Origin of the sequence: Coprococcus sp. AM11-30B (genome assembly GCF_027674365.1) — a bacterium.
In the GTDB taxonomy this organism is placed as follows: Bacteria; Bacillota; Clostridia; order Lachnospirales; family Lachnospiraceae; genus Allocoprococcus; species Allocoprococcus comes.
On the sequence record NZ_JAQDVB010000019.1, the window covers coordinates 25141 to 40969 of the forward strand.

The window sequence follows — 15829 nt, forward strand, 5'->3', positions numbered from 1 at the left end:
CATTTATGGGGGCATTGATTCATATAGAAAATATGAAGAAAATCTACAATCCGGGTGAGAATGAAGTTCGTGCGCTTGACGGGATCGATCTGGATATCGAAAAAGGAGACCTGGTTGCGATTGTGGGACATTCAGGATCGGGGAAATCAACGCTGATGAATATGCTTGGCTGTCTGGATACACCGACTTCCGGCAAGTATGTTCTGGACGGGCAGGATGTGGCGAGTATGACAGATAATCAGCTTGCAGATGTGCGGAATAAAGAGATCGGTTTCATTTTCCAGGGATTCAACCTGATCAGTAATCTGGATGCAGTTGGAAACGTAGAGCTTCCGCTGGTATACCGCGGGGTGTCAAAAAATGAGAGGAAGCAACTTGCGATGGAAGCCCTGAAAAGTGTCGGTCTGGAAGACCGGATGAAGCATAAGCCGAATGAAATGTCCGGAGGACAGCAGCAGAGAGTTGCGGTGGCAAGAGCGGTTGCCGCAAAACCGCCAATCATTCTCGCCGATGAGCCGACCGGCAATCTGGATACGAAGTCAACACAGGAGATCATGGAAATCCTGAAAGAACTGCACAGGTCAGGCAGAACGGTTATTATCATCACACATGATGAAGAGATTGCCAGTCAGGCACACCGGGTGATCCGGATACTGGATGGCAGGATTGAAGAAGATTATTGTAACAGGTAATGCACAAAGTTAAAGTTCGTTTTGGATTTCAACTAATTTTTTAAAATCTTTTAAAATGCAACATTTTCGTTTACCTTTCCAGATAAATGCGGTAAAATAAAAGAAAAAGGAATCTGGAATCAAAAGCCAGATAAGACAGGAGGGTTTTTGTATGAAGATGATTATGGCGATCCTGCATAAGGATGATGAACTGGAGACGATAGAGGAACTGAATATTGCCGGATACATGGTAACAAAGCTGGCTACAACCGGTGGATTTCTGAAGAAAAAGAGCACCACGATCATGGTTGTAGTGGATGATGAGAAGGTAGCAGAGGCACTGAAGATTATCAAGAAGAATTCTGGCGAAAGAAAGACGATCACTTATGCAAACCCGGCATTGATCTCAGGACAGAGCAGCATGAGCGCAGCACCGTCCGTTCCGATCAATGTGCAGGTAGGCGGAAGTACGATTTTTGTACTGAACGTGGAGCAGATGGAGAAATACTAAAGTTTATGGAAATTGTAATCTTGAGTTTTACAGATGCAGGCTGTCAGATGGCCTGTAAAGTCAGAGAGAATTTCATACAAAGCGGATACCGTGTCAAAGTGTATACTTTGACACGGTTTTGCAGATTATACGGATTTCATGCTTTTCCGGAAGATAAGAAAAGCTGGATAGGCAGCCTCTGGGGAGAGAAGGCTTTGTTTTTTATCGGGGCGGCAGGAATCGCAGTGCGGATGATCGCCCCTCATGTGAAAGACAAATTTACCGATTCGCCGGTTCTGGTGATGGATGAAAAAGGAAGCTATGTGATTCCGTTCCTGTCGGGACATGTGGGCGGAGCTGTAGAGCTTGCAAAGGAAATCGCGGAGAAAATAAATGCGCAGGCAGTACTTACTACAGCAACGGATGTAGAACAAAAGTTTGCAGTAGATGTATTTGCAAAAAGCAATGGTCTGGTACTGACAGACCGGAAAAAGGCAAAGGAGATTTCAGCTGTGGTTCTGGATGGGAATAAGATTGGACTTTACAGTGTATTTCCAGTAGAAGGAAAGTTTCCGGAGGAATTAAAGCTATGTGAAACAGAAGAGTTTCTCAGAAACTATCCATATGGAATCCGGATTGCAGGAAGAAGTGGTGAAAGGCGGGAAGAAGAGACGATTCTGGATCTTCCGCCGAAGAACCTGGTGCTGGGAATCGGATGTCGCAAAGGGATTTCCGAAGAAGAAATCCAAAGCGCGGTCAATGAGGCAAAAAAGATCCTTGGATTTACAGAAAAGGAAGTCATTGAGATCGACAGTATTGATTTGAAAAAAGAAGAAGCGGGATTACTTTCTTATGCGGCAAAGTGGAAGCTTCCATTTTACACGTTTTCAGCAGAAGAGTTGGGAAAGGTTAAATGTGTCAGCTCTCATTCGGAGTTTGTCAGGAAGGTCACAGGTGTGGACAATGTCTGTGAGCGGGCGGCGATCCTTGCAGCCGGCGAGGATGGCAGGCTTCTGATGCCGAAGCAGTGCATGAAACGGGTGACAATAGCAGTGGCAGAAAAGAAGGTAAGGATCAGAATATGAAGCGGATTTTAATATTTTCAGGGACAACAGAGGGAAGGCGGATTACGGAATTCCTGGATGGAAGAAATGTAAAAGTTTATGTCAGTGCCGCAACCGAATATGGAAAAGAATGTACCGGAGAGCATGAGAATGCGGAAGTCTTTTTTGGGCGTATGGATCAGAAGCAGATGACAGAGATGATAAAGGAAAAGCAGATCGATCTGGTGATCGATGCAACCCATCCATTCGCACAGCTTGTGACTGGGGAGATAAGGAGAGCCTGCGAAATCTCCGGTGTGCAGTATCTGCGTTGCCTGCGTGAGGAGATGGAAGCAGCGCCGGATGAAGCGGATAGGGTGATCTGGGCGCAGTCGGTTGAAGATGCGGTGGAATATCTGAAAAATACAGAAGGAAAGATCCTGATTACCACCGGAAGCAAGGAACTGATAAAATATACAAAGCTTACGGAGTATAAAGAGCGCTGCTTTGCAAGAGTCCTCTCTACGGAGCAGGCGGTTATGGAGTCGGTCGCGCTTGGTTTTGAAGGAAAGCATCTCATTGCAATGCAGGGACCATTTTCAAAGGAAATGAACGTGGCTACGATCCATCAGACAGGCGCGAAATACTTTGTGACCAAAGAATCGGGAAAAGCCGGAGGCTTTGGAGAAAAGGTACAGGCAGCAAAGGAAACAGGGGTAGTTCTTGTTGCGGTAGGAAGACCAAAAGAAACAGGGAGAACATTTTCAGAAGTCTGTAAATGGCTGGAAAAGAATCTGTAATAAAAGTTCAGAAAATAGTTGTGGGGAGATAAAGTCAGAGATCAGAAAGGCAGATGGGGAAGATGAATCTGACAGATTTGCATTATGTAGTTGAAATCGATAAGAGTGGGTCAATCTCAAAGGCGGCGAAGGAACTTTATGTGGCGCAGCCAAATCTTAGTAAAGCGATCAAGCATCTGGAGCGGGAATTTGGAATTTCTATCTTTGAGCGGTCGTCAAAGGGAGTTAAGGCGACAAGAGAAGGACAGAAATTTCTGGAGTATGCCAAAAGGATCCTTTACGAAATAGAGGAAATGAAAAGGGACTGCAGTGATCTTGGGAAAGAAAATCTCTCATTTAAGATTACTGTTCCGAGGGCAAGTTACATTTCCAGTGCATTTGCAGAGTTTATCGGAATGCAGAGCAAGGAAACGGCGATCAAAGCAGAATTTCAGGAAAACAGTTCTATGCATGCCATTGAAAATGTGTTGCAGAACGGGTATTCCATGGGAATCATCCGGTATCTGTGCGAGAATGAACCTTATTTTCAGTCGCTTCTTGATCTGAAAGGGCTGGATGCAGAACTTCTGGCAGAGCTTCCGTATATGATCTTAACTTCTGCGGATGGAGATCTTGCAAAGAGGGAGTTAAAGACAAGAGAAGAACTGGAAGATGGTGTGGAAATCCTGCATGGGGACTGGAAACTTCCGACCGGAGAATACACCGAGCTGAGTGAGAATGGAGAGTCGCTTCATCCACATAATAAAATTTATATTTTTGAAAGGGGAAGCCAGTTTGATATTTTGCGGGAAGTAAAAAACAGTTATATGTGGGTATCGCCAGTACCGGAAAAATTAAGGAAAAACTACAATCTGGTGCAGAAGCATGCCGGATTTTCCGGACAGATGATCCGGGATGTGCTGATCTACAAAAAGGGTTATCAGAAAAAATTGTACGAAAGAGAATTTATTGAGCATTTAAAAGAAACAATCCGTGAAATGATGTAAATGAGAGCAGAATGATATATCGGATCAAGATATATCCATTCTGCTCTTTTTGTGTATTTGATGAGCTGGGTACACATTTATCCGTCTATTCATAAATACTGATACTTTTGATTCTTGTATTATTATATATTGGAAAATATATAGCTATCATATATGAAATGTATAAACGAAAACTATAGATATATGTTATAATGTCATAAAAATGATAGAATAATAAGAAGGAAATGTACAATATGACGAAGGAGGAAATGGAATGTTAGATGCATCTTATTATCAGAAAACGGATGAGATCATTGCCATGCATACAAGGGAGGAACGCTCATTGATACCGATCATTCAGGATATTCAGGAGGAATACCGTTATCTTCCACCGGAACTGCTTACCTATGTAGCAAAACAGATCGGGATTACAGAGGCAAAAGCGTACAGTGTGGCAAGCTTTTATGAGAATTTTTCATTTGAACCGAAAGGAAAGTATGTGATCAAGGTCTGTGACGGAACAGCCTGTCATGTGCGTAAATCCATTCCGATCCTGGAAGCACTGTATAAAGAGCTGGGGTTAAATGAGCACAAGCATACATCAGACGATATGCTTTTTACAGTAGAGACTGTATCCTGTCTTGGAGCCTGTGGACTTGCACCTGCGATCACAGTTAATGATGAAGTACATCCGAAGATGTCACCGGAGAAGGTAATCAAACTTCTTGAAGAACTGAGAGGTGAAGAAAATGAAAATTGAAAACAGAACGGAACTGAAGGAATATCGTATTGAATGTCAGAAAAAACAATCGGCTGACTGTAGAGTACTGGTTTGCGGGGGAACCGGATGTCTGGCAAGTGGATCAGGCAAGATTTATGAAAAGTTAAAAGAACTGACAAAAGATCATACAGGGGTAGAAGTAAAGATCGGGGAAGAAATCGCACATACAAAGGTTATGAAGAGTGGATGTCATGGCTTCTGCGAGATGGGACCTCTGGTAAGAATTGAACCATATAATTATTTATATATTAAAGTAAAACTGGAAGACTGCGAAGAGATTTATAACGAAACAATCCTGGGTGGCAGACCGGTAGAGCGACTTCTCTACAAGATGGATGGAGTGACCTATCCGTCACAGGAAGAGATTCCGTTCTACGCAAAGCAGACCAGACTGGTACTGAAGAATTGCGGACATATCGACGCAGAGCATATTGGGGGTGCACTTGCAGTCGGTGCTTATGCCGGAATCGAAAAGGCACTCTTTGAGATGACACCGGAAGCAGTGATCCAGACAATCTATGATTCGAATCTGCGTGGACGTGGAGGTGCCGGATTCCGCACCGGCAGAAAGTGGCAGCAGGTTGCTTCCCAGAAAGAAAAGATCCGCTATGTGGTCTGCAATGGTGATGAAGGTGATCCGGGTGCATTTATGGACCGAAGTATCATGGAAGGTGATCCGCACCGTATGATCGAGGGCATGATGATCGCAGCATATGCAGTACAGGCACAGGAAGGCTATATCTATGTACGTGCAGAATATCCGCTTGCGATTGAAAGACTGAAGACAGCGATCAGCCAGGCAGAGGCAATCGGACTTTTAGGAGACAACATTCTTGGAACCAATTTCAGTTTCCATTTACATATCAACCGTGGTGCAGGTGCATTCGTCTGTGGAGAAGGCAGCGCACTGACGGCATCCATTGAAGGAAAACGTGGAATGCCGAGAGTAAAACCGCCACGTACAGTAGAGCAGGGATTATGGGCAAGACCAACTGTTCTTAATAACGTAGAAACCTATGCCAATGTTCCGATGATCGTAACAAATGGTGCAGACTGGTTCAAAGGAATCGGTACACCAGAGAGTCCCGGAACGAAAGCATTTGCACTGACTGGTAATGTAAGAAATACAGGACTGATCGAAGTACCAATGGGAATTACATTGCGCGAAGTTATTTATGACATCGGCGGTGGAATCCAGAATGACAAGAAATTCAAAGCAGTACAGATCGGTGGTCCGTCCGGTGGATGTCTGACCGAGGATCAGCTGGACAGTAAGATGGACTTTGATTCACTGGCGAAGATCGGGGCAATGATCGGTTCGGGCGGTCTGGTTATCATGGACGAGGATACCTGTATGGTAGAGGTTGCCAGATTCTTCATGAGTTTTACACAGAGAGAAAGCTGTGGAAAATGTGTTCCTTGCCGTGAAGGTACAAAGAGAATGCTTGAAATCCTGGAGCGTATTGTAGCAGGAAACGGAAAACCATCCGATATGGACGAGCTTCGTGAACTGGCAGATATGATTGAGAGTACGGCGCTTTGCGGACTTGGAAAGAGCGCACCGAAACCGGTTATCAGTACCATGAATGCATTTGAAGAGGAATATCTGGAACATATCAACGAGAAACGCTGCCGGACAGGTGTCTGTTCAAATCTGCGTAAATTCCAGATCGATCCGGAGATATGCAAGGGCTGCTCGAAGTGTGCAAGAAACTGTCCGGCAGGTGCAATTGAAGGCGTGTTGAAATCTCCTTATCATATCAATCAGGAGAAATGTATCAAGTGCGGAGCCTGCATGGAACAGTGTCCGTTTAAAGCAATTCATATCGAGAAATAGGAGGAATGAGTCATGGGATATATGACAATAGATGGAAGGAAGGTAGAGTTTACAGATGAGCCGAATGTACTTTCTGTCATCCGTAATGCAGATATAGATATACCGACACTCTGCTACCATTCAGAACTGTCTGTGTATGGAGCCTGTCGTTTGTGTACCGTAGAAGATGAGAGAGGAAAGACGTTTGCATCCTGTTCAGAACCGCCAAGAGATGGGATGGTCATTTACACGAATACTCCGCGTCTTATGAAATATCGTAAGATGATTCTGGAGCTTTTACTTGCTGCACATTGCAGAGACTGTACAACCTGTATCAAGAGTGGAGAATGTCAGCTTCAGGCGCTGGCACACCGTATGGGCGTCACAACCGTCCGATTTGAAAATACAAAAGAACAGTATCCACTGGATTTCAGTTCACCGTCAATCGTGCGTGACCCGAATAAATGTATTCTCTGTGGTGACTGTGTCCGTATGTGCGACAATGTACAGTCTGTTAATGCGATTGATTTTGCATACCGGGGAACAAAGGCTCTGGTAACACCGGCATTTAACAAAAAGATTGCAGAGACAGACTGCGTAAACTGTGGACAGTGCAGGGTTGTCTGTCCTACAGGTGCGATCAGTATCAATACCAATATCGAAGTGATCTGGGATCTTCTTGCAGATAAGAATACAAAGGTGATCGCACAGATCGCACCGGCAGTCCGGGTCGCAGTCGGCGATCAGTTCGGCCTTCCAAGAGGGGAAAATGTGATGGGAAAACTCGTCAATGTGTTGCACCGCCTTGGATTTGATGAAGTTTATGATACTTCTTATGGTGCAGACCTTACGGTGATCGAGGAATCTGAAGAGCTTCTTGAACGACTTGCATCCGGAGAAAATCTCCCATTATTTACATCCTGCTGTCCGGCATGGGTAAAATTCTGCGAGAACCGTTATCCGGATCTGGCAAAAAATCTGTCAACCTGCCGTTCACCGCAGCAGATGTTTGGTGCTGTGATCCGTGAATACTATAAGGATCCGGAAAAGAATGGTGGAAAGAGAATCGTTTCTGTATCGATCATGCCGTGTACTGCAAAGAAAGAAGAGATTTTAAGACCGGAATCTTCCACGAATGGAAAACAGGATATTGATTATGTACTGACTACAACAGAGCTGATTACAATGATCCGGAAATCCGGTATCCGCTTTGAAAATCTGGAGATCGAAGCATCCGATATGCCGTTTGGTATCGGATCTGGTGCAGGTGTGATCTTCGGAGTAACCGGTGGTGTGACAGAAGCCGTACTCAGGCGTCTTCGTGAAGGACATAACCGTGTGGAAATGGATAAGATCAAATTCAGTGGAGTTCGTGGAGAAGAAGGACTGAAAGAAGTAGAGTTTGATTACAACGGACGTACTATCCATGCAGCTGTTGTCAGTGGACTTGGAAATGCAGATGCGCTGATGAAGAAGATCCAGAAGGGCGAGGTACATTACGACTTTGTTGAGGTTATGGCATGCAGGCGCGGATGTATCATGGGTGGCGGACAGCCAGTCCCGGCAGGTCCGAGAAGCAGGATAGCCAGAAGCAAAGGCCTGTATGATACCGATATCAATACGCAGATTAAGAAGTCGAATGAGAATCCGCTGATCCTGTCATTATATGATGAACTTCTGAAAGGAAAGACCCACGAATTACTTCATCGTAATTTTGAGGCAGCGAAAAAATAAAATTGTACGAAAAAGAGTATAAGACAATGCAGTCGTCGATCTGGCGGCTGCATTGTCTTATTTCAGAGTATTTCCATACATTCACTGGCACTTTTTCTCATTTCGATCCCCTTCGCTTTCTATATATAAATGAAGTAGGTCATGAAATTATGATAAACATATAGTCATTAAGGTGTCGATTTTGAAACAAAAACTTCCGGGATTTTTAATGGAGAGTTTGGAAAAAATAGGGAAATAAACCAGGAAAGATGACTCTTGTCAAGAAGAAACATATCTGTTATAGTGAGTAAGAATAAATAAAGAAACTTTTTCAGTGCTAGGCAGAAGAATTTCTGGTCGGCTTAAAAGGGAATCAGGTGAAAGTCCTGAGCGATCCGGTCACTGTAAATGAGGAGTAAAGCGGCGGCATGCCATTGCATAAAAATGTGAGAAGGTGCAGCTTTGTTAGGATCCATAAGCCAGGAGACCTGCTGAAAGAGAGTAAATTGCTTCCGATGAAAGCGCGTTTACATACACAAAGAAATGATATCTTGCTTCATACAGAGTATGAAAGCAGGATTTTTGTGCTGCCATATATACAGAGAAGAGTTCCGGTGGCAGAGGGTGTAGGTGAAGTCTGCTTTCAGGAAAAAGGAAGCAGATTTTTTTTCATACGATGAGCCAGGTATAGATTTGTGCTTGCACAAGGATCTGAATTTGGCGAATGTACATCATCGAGTTGTCAAGCGACAGAAGATCAGGACATCAGGAGGAAGAGTTAGGTTATGAAGAGGAATTCAAAACAGTTTCTTGCACTTTTTATGGCAGTTGCAATGTCGGTTACACCGGTTTCTTATGCTTACGCTGAGGACAGTGCAGTAGCAGGAGTAGAAAATACAGAATCAGGTCAGCAGACCGTAGAAGTAGCGGACGGAAAAATAGGTGCGGCAGACGCAGCAGGTCAGCCGGCTGCAGAAGTGACTGGACAGGAAGAAGAAACGACTGCCGGACAGGGAACGGACGAGAAGCAGAAGAGTCAGGAAGAGCCGAAAGCAGAAGAAAATGCGGAAACAGGGAATGTAACTGAGGCAGAGAAGAAAGAAGCGGGCGAAGACGGAAAGAGCGAAGAGAAGGTTTCTGAGAGGCAGGATGTTAAAACAGAAGAAACTGCGCAAAATGCTGGAGAAGTGAGTACGCAGGAAGCGAAAAATGTTACCAGTGATTTTGCAATGTTTAAGCTTGGACCGTCTTCTGTTGTAAAAGAAAATGATCACCTGAAAGTTTCGATAGAAACAGAGAATACAACTTACAATAAAATTTATATTGGAAGTAAAGCTGATACAGTTGAACGGAAAGAAGAAAAGGCGATAGTTGGAACAGGAACAGGCAAAGGGTATTTATTTTCATTTGAACTTCCGCTGTCAGCAGATGGAACGGATGTTGCCTTTGTACCACATAGCCAAGAGAACGGTTGGGAGAGTAGGAAAGCAGACGGAGATTACACGCTTCATATCTCATCGTCAGCAGAAAATAAAAAAGACGACACAGAAAATCCTGAACAGGGAGGCAATTCAGGAGATAGCAAACCGGGAACCGGAAGTGGCGAAAACCAGAAACCAGGAAATGAGGACAAGAACGTACTGGATACTGGAAAGTATGTAGTAGATGTTGATGCAGCTTCAGCTAGTGGAATGTTTCGTGTAGTAAATTGCGTGCTGACATCTGTTGGTGGCAAGATGCAGGCAGATATTACACTTAGTGGAACAGGATATGATTATTTATACGTGGGAACCGCTAAGGATGCTGAAAAAGCTTTAAAAGATCAGTTAATTGCGCCTAAAGAAATTGTAGAAGGAAAATGTGTATTTACAGTGCCGGTGGAAAGCATGAATACTGGGATTCAGATTGCAGCACATGGGAAAAAAGGTGGTAAATGGTTTGATCGTACATTAACATTCAAGACAGAAGGAATGACCAAATATGTTCAGGTAAGTGATGGTTCTTATAAAGCAAACGTAACTTCAAGTTCATCCATGTTTAAAGTTACGGATTGCATCTTAACATCAAAAAATGGGGAGATGACTGCAAAAATTACACTCAGTGGTACAGGATATGATTATCTGTATGTAGGAACAAGTGCAGAAGCAGCACTTGCAGATAAGTCCAAGTGGATTCCTTATGTTGTGGACAAAAATGGTATGTATACCTATACGATTCCGGTTTCTTTATTAGACACAGGAATTTCAGTGGCAGCATTTTCTCATAAAAAGCAAATATGGTATGACCGTACCTTGACATTCGCCTCAGCAGGCATGAAGAATCTGAATAATAGCAATTCCACAAATGGAACTACTGGAAATAATGGCAACACCAACCAGGGAAATAACACCAGCCAGAACACCAACTTTGGAACCGGCACCACTTCCGGAGGCACAGGCACAAACCAGACCCCGGACAAAGAATCCAAATACGAGGCAGATTTAAATGGTGGAACTGCCCGTGTAAACAGTGCAACAACACTTGCAGACGGTGTCTATACACCGGATAAATTTTCCTGGTCAGGTGGAACCGGAAAGGTCAGCATCAGTTGTACCAAGATTACCGTGACAGGCGGTCAGGCATATGCTACCATTGTATTTAGCAGTGGTTCTTATGGTTATGTAAAGGCGAATGGAAATACCTATTATCCGACAGCAACCGGAAGTACGTCTACATTTGTCATTCCGGTAGAACTGAACAAGAACAATACGATCATCGGTATGACAACCAAGATGTCAACAGCGCATGAAATCAGCTATTCGATTTTCATTTACCTAAGTGCTGCAGCAAAAGCAGACGGAACTACAGTAAGTGGGGAGACCAATTTAAGTGCAGATACACTGGATGAGAAAGCGCCGGAAATCATGGGACTTTCTTATCAGTCTGAGACAAAGGTAGAGCATGCTAAGTACTTCAAGATTTATCATTATGATCAGGGAATCACTCTTTTAGAAATCGATCAGGGAAAAGATGAGGATACAAAAGAAATCAAGACAAAGGATACAAAAGAAGATACAGATTCCGGACTGACACCGGCACAGGAAGAAAAGCTTGCGCTTTACAAAGCAAAGATCGTCCGTTATCTGATCGTTCCGGAAGACGCAGAAATTCCGGCAGGTCTGGACAAAGAAATGATCGTGATCCAGAAGCCAAAGAAGTCTGCATATGTAGGTTCAGAGGAAGTACTGGAAATCCTGGATAAGCTGAATGCAACAGACCAGATTACATCAGTAGGGGTAAAACAGAAGAACTGTAAGGTAGAAGGCATTGCAAAAGCAATGAAAGCTAAGAAGATCATTTATGCAGGAACCTATAAGAAACCGGAAAATAAAAAACTGATGAAGAGTAAGTGTGATCTTGCAATCCTTTCCAATAAAATTCTTCCGGATGAAAAGAATGAGAAGAAAATGTCGGTAGAAGATCAGCAGAAGAGATACGAAGAGCTGGCAGAAAAATTTGTTCTTCTGGATATTCCGATGATCGTTGACCGGTCAGCAGATGAGGAAAAGAATGATGCAAAAGTAGAGTGGAGCAAGGTTTACGAGGCAATTTTCGCGCAGACAGACAGTGCAGATTCTTCTGCAATAAACTAGGCAGATTCTTTTTTAGATACAGAGGTAGAAAATGAAAAAGAGAACGATGCGTTTGGGGTGTATTCTTTTGAGTACAGTGCTGCTTGGAACGGCAGCACTGACCGGATGTAGGCAGATGAAAAAGAATACAACAGATACAAAAAAAACAGAAAGCAGCAGTACGAAAGAAAGTGCCAAAGAAAAAAAAGGTCCGGAGATTGACGGACTCACCTATGAATCCACGATGGATCTGGAATACGCCGAAGGTTTTCAGGTATATTACTACAAAGACGGCTATAAGATGATCGATATCAAAGACGGTGCAAAATTTCTGGTCGTTCCGGAGAACCAGGATGTGCCGGATGGAGTTGATGAGGATTACGTAATCCTTCAGCAGCCGCTGGATCATATTTATCTTGCGGCAACATCTGCGATGGCACTTTTTAATGCGATAGATTCTCTGGATAATATCACAATGACAGGTACCCAGGCTTCCGGATGGTATATTGAGAATGCGGTGAAAGCGATGGAAGACGGGAAAATGAAATTTGCCGGGAAATACAGTGAACCGGATTATGAGATGCTGGTGGATGAAGATTGTGATCTTGCCATCGAATCGACCATGATCCTTCACACACCGAAGGTACAGGAGATGATCGAATCGCTGGATATCCCGGTGATGATCGACCGGTCCAGCTATGAATCGCATCCCCTTGGAAGAACTGAGTGGATCAAACTTTATGCAGCAATGCTGAATAAAGAAGATGCAGCGGATGCATTTTTTGAAAAGCAGGTGGAAAATGTCGATGCGCTCAAAGATTTTAAGAATACCGAGAAGACGGTTGCATTTTTCTATGTAAGCAGTGACGGAACGGTGGTAGTAAGAAGAAGTGATGATTATATTCCGAAAATGATCGAACTTGCCGGTGGAAGATATGTATTCGGTGATCTGACTGGCGATGACAGTAATACCTCAGCAGTAAAACTTACAATGGAAGAGTTTTATGCACAGGCGGCGGATGCAGATTATCTGATTTATAATTCAAGTATCGATAATCCAATCAACAGTGTAAAGGATCTGGAAGAAAAAGATGCACTTTTTTCTGATTTCAAAGCAGTCAAAGAAGGAAATGTATGGTGTACCGGTAAATATCTGTATCAGGCAACCGATATCGTCGGGGAACTGATCACGGATATGAATCTGATGCTGACAGGCGGCAATGAAAGCAAGATGACATTTTTATACCATGTAAAATAGAAAACGGAGAAGAAAATGGGACAGGCAGGAATGAAAAATAACTGGAAAAGGAATACAAGATATGTGGGAGTATTTGCGGTGCTGGCAGTAGCTTTTTGCATGATCGTAGTGCTGAACATCAATACCGGAAATGTACAGATCTCGGTTCCTGAGATTTTACGGATCCTGTTTCTGAAAAAAGGAACACAGGTGCAGATGAATATTATCTGGAAAATCCGTCTTCCGCGTGTTCTGATAGCAGCAATTCTGGGAGGGGCACTTGCCCTTTCCGGATTTTTATTGCAGACATTTTTTTCCAACCCGATCGCAGGACCGTATGTACTGGGGATTTCTTCGGGTGCAAAGATGATGGTCGCTCTGGCGATGATCATCTTTTTAAAATATTATACCTCTGTATCATCCTATGTACTGATTGTTGCAGCATTTACCGGATCCATGCTTTCTATCGGATTTATCCTGCTTCTTGCAAGGAAGATCCGGAATATGGCAACCCTTCTGGTTGGTGGAATCATGATCGGTTATATCTGCTCGGCAGTAACCGATTTCGTTGTGACTTTTGCGGAGGATTCAGATATTGTGAATCTGCACGGCTGGTCACAGGGAAGCTTTTCAGGGATGAGTTGGAGCAATGTAAAGGTAGCTGCGCTTATGGTAGGAATCACTCTGATCCTTACCTTTTTCCTGTCAAAGCCGATCGGAGCGTATCAGCTTGGGGAAATGTATGCGCAGAGCATGGGTGTCAATATCCGTGTGTTCAGGGTGCTTCTGATTCTGCTCTCAAGTGTATTTTCCGCATGTGTGACCGCATTTGCAGGGCCGATCTCATTCGTTGGAATCGCAGTTCCGTATCTGATCAAGCATCTTCTCGGGACGGCAAAACCGCTGGTTGTGATACCGGCAACATTCCTTGGAGGGGCGGTGTTCTGTATGGGATGTGATTTGATCGCGCGTATGGCATTTGCACCACTGGAGCTGAATATCAGTACCGTGACTTCGATCTTTGGTGCACCGATCGTAATTTTCATGATGATAAAAGGAAGAAAAGGGAAATAAATATGAGTGACAGCTATTTTCAGATGAAAGATCTTTCTGTCGGATATCATGGAAATGTACTGATCCATGATATCTGTACAGAGATTAAAAAAGGTGAGATATTGACACTGATCGGACCAAACGGTTCCGGGAAATCTACGATTTTAAAAAGTATTATCAAGCAGCTTACGCTCATTGGAGGTAAGGTAACGATCGGTGAAAAGAATCTGAAAGACTTATCTTACAAAGAGCTTGCAACGCAGATGGCAGTGGTGCTGACACAGCGGGCAAAGCCGGAGCTGATGACCTGCTATGAGGTTGTAGCAGCAGGGCGGTATCCTTATACAGGACGGCTCGGGATATTAACTCGTGAAGATGAAAAGAAGACACAGGAAGCACTGGAAATTGTCCATGCAACAGAATACGCAGAAAAAAGTTTTGAGGCGATCAGTGACGGGCAGAGACAGCGGATCCTTCTGGCAAGAGCGATCTGTCAGGAACCGGAGGTCCTGATTCTGGATGAACCCACTTCTTTTCTGGATATCCGTTATAAGCTGGAGCTGCTTACTATTTTGAAAAATATGGCGAAAGAAAAGCAGATCACGGTCATTATGTCACTCCATGAGATCGATCTGGCGCAGAAGATCTCAGATAAGATCCTGTGCGTTAAAGGAGATACGATTTTCGGGTATGGAGAGCCGGAGGCGATTTTTAAAGAAGATTTTATCCAGAAGCTTTATGAGATCGACAACGGGCATTTTGATCCGCTGTTCGGAAGTGTGGAGCTTGCAAAGGCGGAGGGAGAGGCAGAAGTATTTGTGATCTCTTCCGGAGGCAGTGGAATTCCTGTTTACCGAAACCTTCAGAAAGCAAAGATTCCATTTTCGGCAGGAATCCTGTATACTAATGATATCGACTATCATCTGGCAAAGCATCTGGCGGTCAATGTAATAGAAGAAGAGCCATTTGAGCCGGTAAGCGATCGTGCATTTGAACGGGCAAAGCAGATGATCAGACAGTGTAAAAAGGTGATAAATGCAGGAATTGTGATTGGGACAACCAACCGGAAGATGAAAGAACTGCTTGTATTTGCAGAAGAAATGGGGAAGCTGGAATCATATGAAAAATAGACTTTTGCACATTTACTGTGGAGATGGAAAAGGAAAGACGACGGCGGCAACAGGGCTTGCAGTGCGCGCAGCTGGAAGCAGTATGCGGGTTCTGTTTGCCCGTTTTTTAAAAAATGAATTTTCAGGAGAATTGAAGATTCTGGATCAGATCCCGGAGATCGAGGTACTTCATCTGGAAAAAAGCTATGGATTTTTTAAGACACTTTCTGAAAAGGAACAGGAAGAAGTCCGAGAGATGTATGGCAGGCTGTGGAATACGATCCAGAGAAAAATCAGCACAGGGGATTATGATATGCTTGTGATCGATGAATTTATGGCGGCATACCGGTATGGACTGATTCCGAATGAAGAGGCGGTGCAGTTCTTAAAAGACAGACCGGACAATCTGGAAGTGGTTCTGACCGGACGGGATCCGTCAGATGAGTTATTGGAGCTGGCAGATTATATTTCGGAGGTTAAGATGGTACGGCATCCTTTTGAAAAAGGAATCCGGGCAAGGAAAGGCATCGAATACTAAGG

At 43.8% G+C, this 15829-nt stretch carries 13 protein-coding genes and 1 riboswitch; all 13 genes read left to right on the plus strand.

Annotated features, from left to right (window positions below):
* The first annotated feature begins 5 nt into the window (after nucleotides 1-5).
* The 13 genes from PGU50_RS12920 (at nucleotide 6) to PGU50_RS12980 (ending at nucleotide 15827) form a co-directional block, all read left to right on the plus strand.
* Nucleotides 6-692, plus strand: coding sequence for an ABC transporter ATP-binding protein (locus PGU50_RS12920; RefSeq protein WP_270202818.1), 687 nt, complete (start codon nucleotides 6-8; stop codon nucleotides 690-692).
* A 151-nt stretch (nucleotides 693-843) separates the two neighbouring features.
* Nucleotides 844-1182, plus strand: a complete 339-nt coding sequence (locus tag PGU50_RS12925; protein ID WP_008371815.1) for a cyclic-di-AMP receptor — start codon at nucleotides 844-846, stop codon at nucleotides 1180-1182.
* A gap of 5 nt (nucleotides 1183-1187) precedes the next feature.
* Nucleotides 1188-2246, plus strand: a complete 1059-nt coding sequence (locus PGU50_RS12930) for a cobalt-precorrin 5A hydrolase (protein WP_270247136.1) — start codon at nucleotides 1188-1190, stop codon at nucleotides 2244-2246.
* On the plus strand, nucleotides 2243-3004 hold the full coding sequence (gene cobK / locus PGU50_RS12935; RefSeq protein WP_117822861.1) for a precorrin-6A reductase: 762 nt from the start codon (nucleotides 2243-2245) through the stop codon (nucleotides 3002-3004). Before PGU50_RS12930 ends, cobK begins: the two co-directional genes overlap by 4 nt.
* 62 nt (nucleotides 3005-3066) lie before the next feature.
* Nucleotides 3067-3990 carry a LysR family transcriptional regulator gene (locus PGU50_RS12940; RefSeq protein ID WP_181988834.1) on the plus strand — a complete coding sequence of 308 codons (924 nt, stop codon included), beginning with the start codon at nucleotides 3067-3069 and terminating at the stop codon, nucleotides 3988-3990.
* Nucleotides 3991-4243: 253 nt separating this feature from the next.
* Entirely contained in the window at nucleotides 4244-4729 is a 486-nt protein-coding gene (locus PGU50_RS12945) for a complex I 24 kDa subunit family protein (RefSeq protein ID WP_022220742.1), read from the plus strand.
* The gene (locus PGU50_RS12950; protein WP_008371805.1) at nucleotides 4719-6587 is read left to right on the plus strand and encodes an NADH-quinone oxidoreductase subunit NuoF; all 1869 of its coding nucleotides are present in this window, start codon (nucleotides 4719-4721) and stop codon (nucleotides 6585-6587) included. Before PGU50_RS12945 ends, PGU50_RS12950 begins: the two co-directional genes overlap by 11 nt.
* Before the next feature lie 12 nt (nucleotides 6588-6599).
* Complete coding sequence (locus tag PGU50_RS12955; RefSeq protein WP_117822865.1) at nucleotides 6600-8300, plus strand: [FeFe] hydrogenase, group A; 1701 nt, start codon at nucleotides 6600-6602, stop codon at nucleotides 8298-8300.
* Nucleotides 8301-8594: 294 nt separating this feature from the next.
* Nucleotides 8595-8789: riboswitch (cobalamin riboswitch) on the plus strand.
* Between the two features lie 275 nt (nucleotides 8790-9064).
* Entirely contained in the window at nucleotides 9065-11911 is a 2847-nt protein-coding gene (locus tag PGU50_RS12960) for a hypothetical protein (RefSeq protein WP_270247137.1), read from the plus strand.
* Between the two features lie 31 nt (nucleotides 11912-11942).
* A complete protein-coding gene (locus PGU50_RS12965) occupies nucleotides 11943-13148 on the plus strand; it encodes an ABC transporter substrate-binding protein (RefSeq protein WP_270247138.1) in 1206 nt (401 codons plus the stop codon).
* Nucleotides 13149-13163: 15 nt separating this feature from the next.
* Nucleotides 13164-14201 (plus strand): FecCD family ABC transporter permease, encoded by a 1038-nt coding sequence (locus tag PGU50_RS12970; RefSeq protein ID WP_270247139.1) that lies wholly within the window; start codon nucleotides 13164-13166, stop codon nucleotides 14199-14201.
* Between the two features lie 2 nt (nucleotides 14202-14203).
* On the plus strand, nucleotides 14204-15310 hold the full coding sequence (locus tag PGU50_RS12975; protein ID WP_270247140.1) for an ABC transporter ATP-binding protein: 1107 nt from the start codon (nucleotides 14204-14206) through the stop codon (nucleotides 15308-15310).
* Entirely contained in the window at nucleotides 15300-15827 is a 528-nt protein-coding gene (locus tag PGU50_RS12980) for a cob(I)yrinic acid a,c-diamide adenosyltransferase (protein WP_118198747.1), read from the plus strand. Before PGU50_RS12975 ends, PGU50_RS12980 begins: the two co-directional genes overlap by 11 nt.
* Nucleotides 15828-15829 lie beyond the last annotated feature (2 nt).

What these genes read in the sequence shown, in the direction of transcription:
- PGU50_RS12940 (WP_181988834.1), top strand. Translation starts at nt 3,067, where the DNA reads ATGAATCTGACAGATTTGCATTATGTAGTTGAAATCGATAAGAGTGGG.
- PGU50_RS12950 (WP_008371805.1), top strand. Translation starts at nt 4,719, where the DNA reads ATGAAAATTGAAAACAGAACGGAACTGAAGGAATATCGTATTGAATGT.
- cobK (WP_117822861.1), top strand. Translation starts at nt 2,243, where the DNA reads ATGAAGCGGATTTTAATATTTTCAGGGACAACAGAGGGAAGGCGGATT.
- PGU50_RS12920 (WP_270202818.1), top strand. Translation starts at nt 6, where the DNA reads ATGGGGGCATTGATTCATATAGAAAATATGAAGAAAATCTACAATCCG.
- PGU50_RS12925 (WP_008371815.1), top strand. Translation starts at nt 844, where the DNA reads ATGAAGATGATTATGGCGATCCTGCATAAGGATGATGAACTGGAGACG.
- PGU50_RS12930 (WP_270247136.1), top strand. Translation starts at nt 1,188, where the DNA reads ATGGAAATTGTAATCTTGAGTTTTACAGATGCAGGCTGTCAGATGGCC.
- PGU50_RS12975 (WP_270247140.1), top strand. Translation starts at nt 14,204, where the DNA reads ATGAGTGACAGCTATTTTCAGATGAAAGATCTTTCTGTCGGATATCAT.
- PGU50_RS12980 (WP_118198747.1), top strand. Translation starts at nt 15,300, where the DNA reads ATGAAAAATAGACTTTTGCACATTTACTGTGGAGATGGAAAAGGAAAG.
- PGU50_RS12955 (WP_117822865.1), top strand. Translation starts at nt 6,600, where the DNA reads ATGGGATATATGACAATAGATGGAAGGAAGGTAGAGTTTACAGATGAG.
- PGU50_RS12965 (WP_270247138.1), top strand. Translation starts at nt 11,943, where the DNA reads ATGAAAAAGAGAACGATGCGTTTGGGGTGTATTCTTTTGAGTACAGTG.
- PGU50_RS12960 (WP_270247137.1), top strand. Translation starts at nt 9,065, where the DNA reads ATGAAGAGGAATTCAAAACAGTTTCTTGCACTTTTTATGGCAGTTGCA.
- PGU50_RS12970 (WP_270247139.1), top strand. Translation starts at nt 13,164, where the DNA reads ATGGGACAGGCAGGAATGAAAAATAACTGGAAAAGGAATACAAGATAT.
- PGU50_RS12945 (WP_022220742.1), top strand. Translation starts at nt 4,244, where the DNA reads ATGTTAGATGCATCTTATTATCAGAAAACGGATGAGATCATTGCCATG.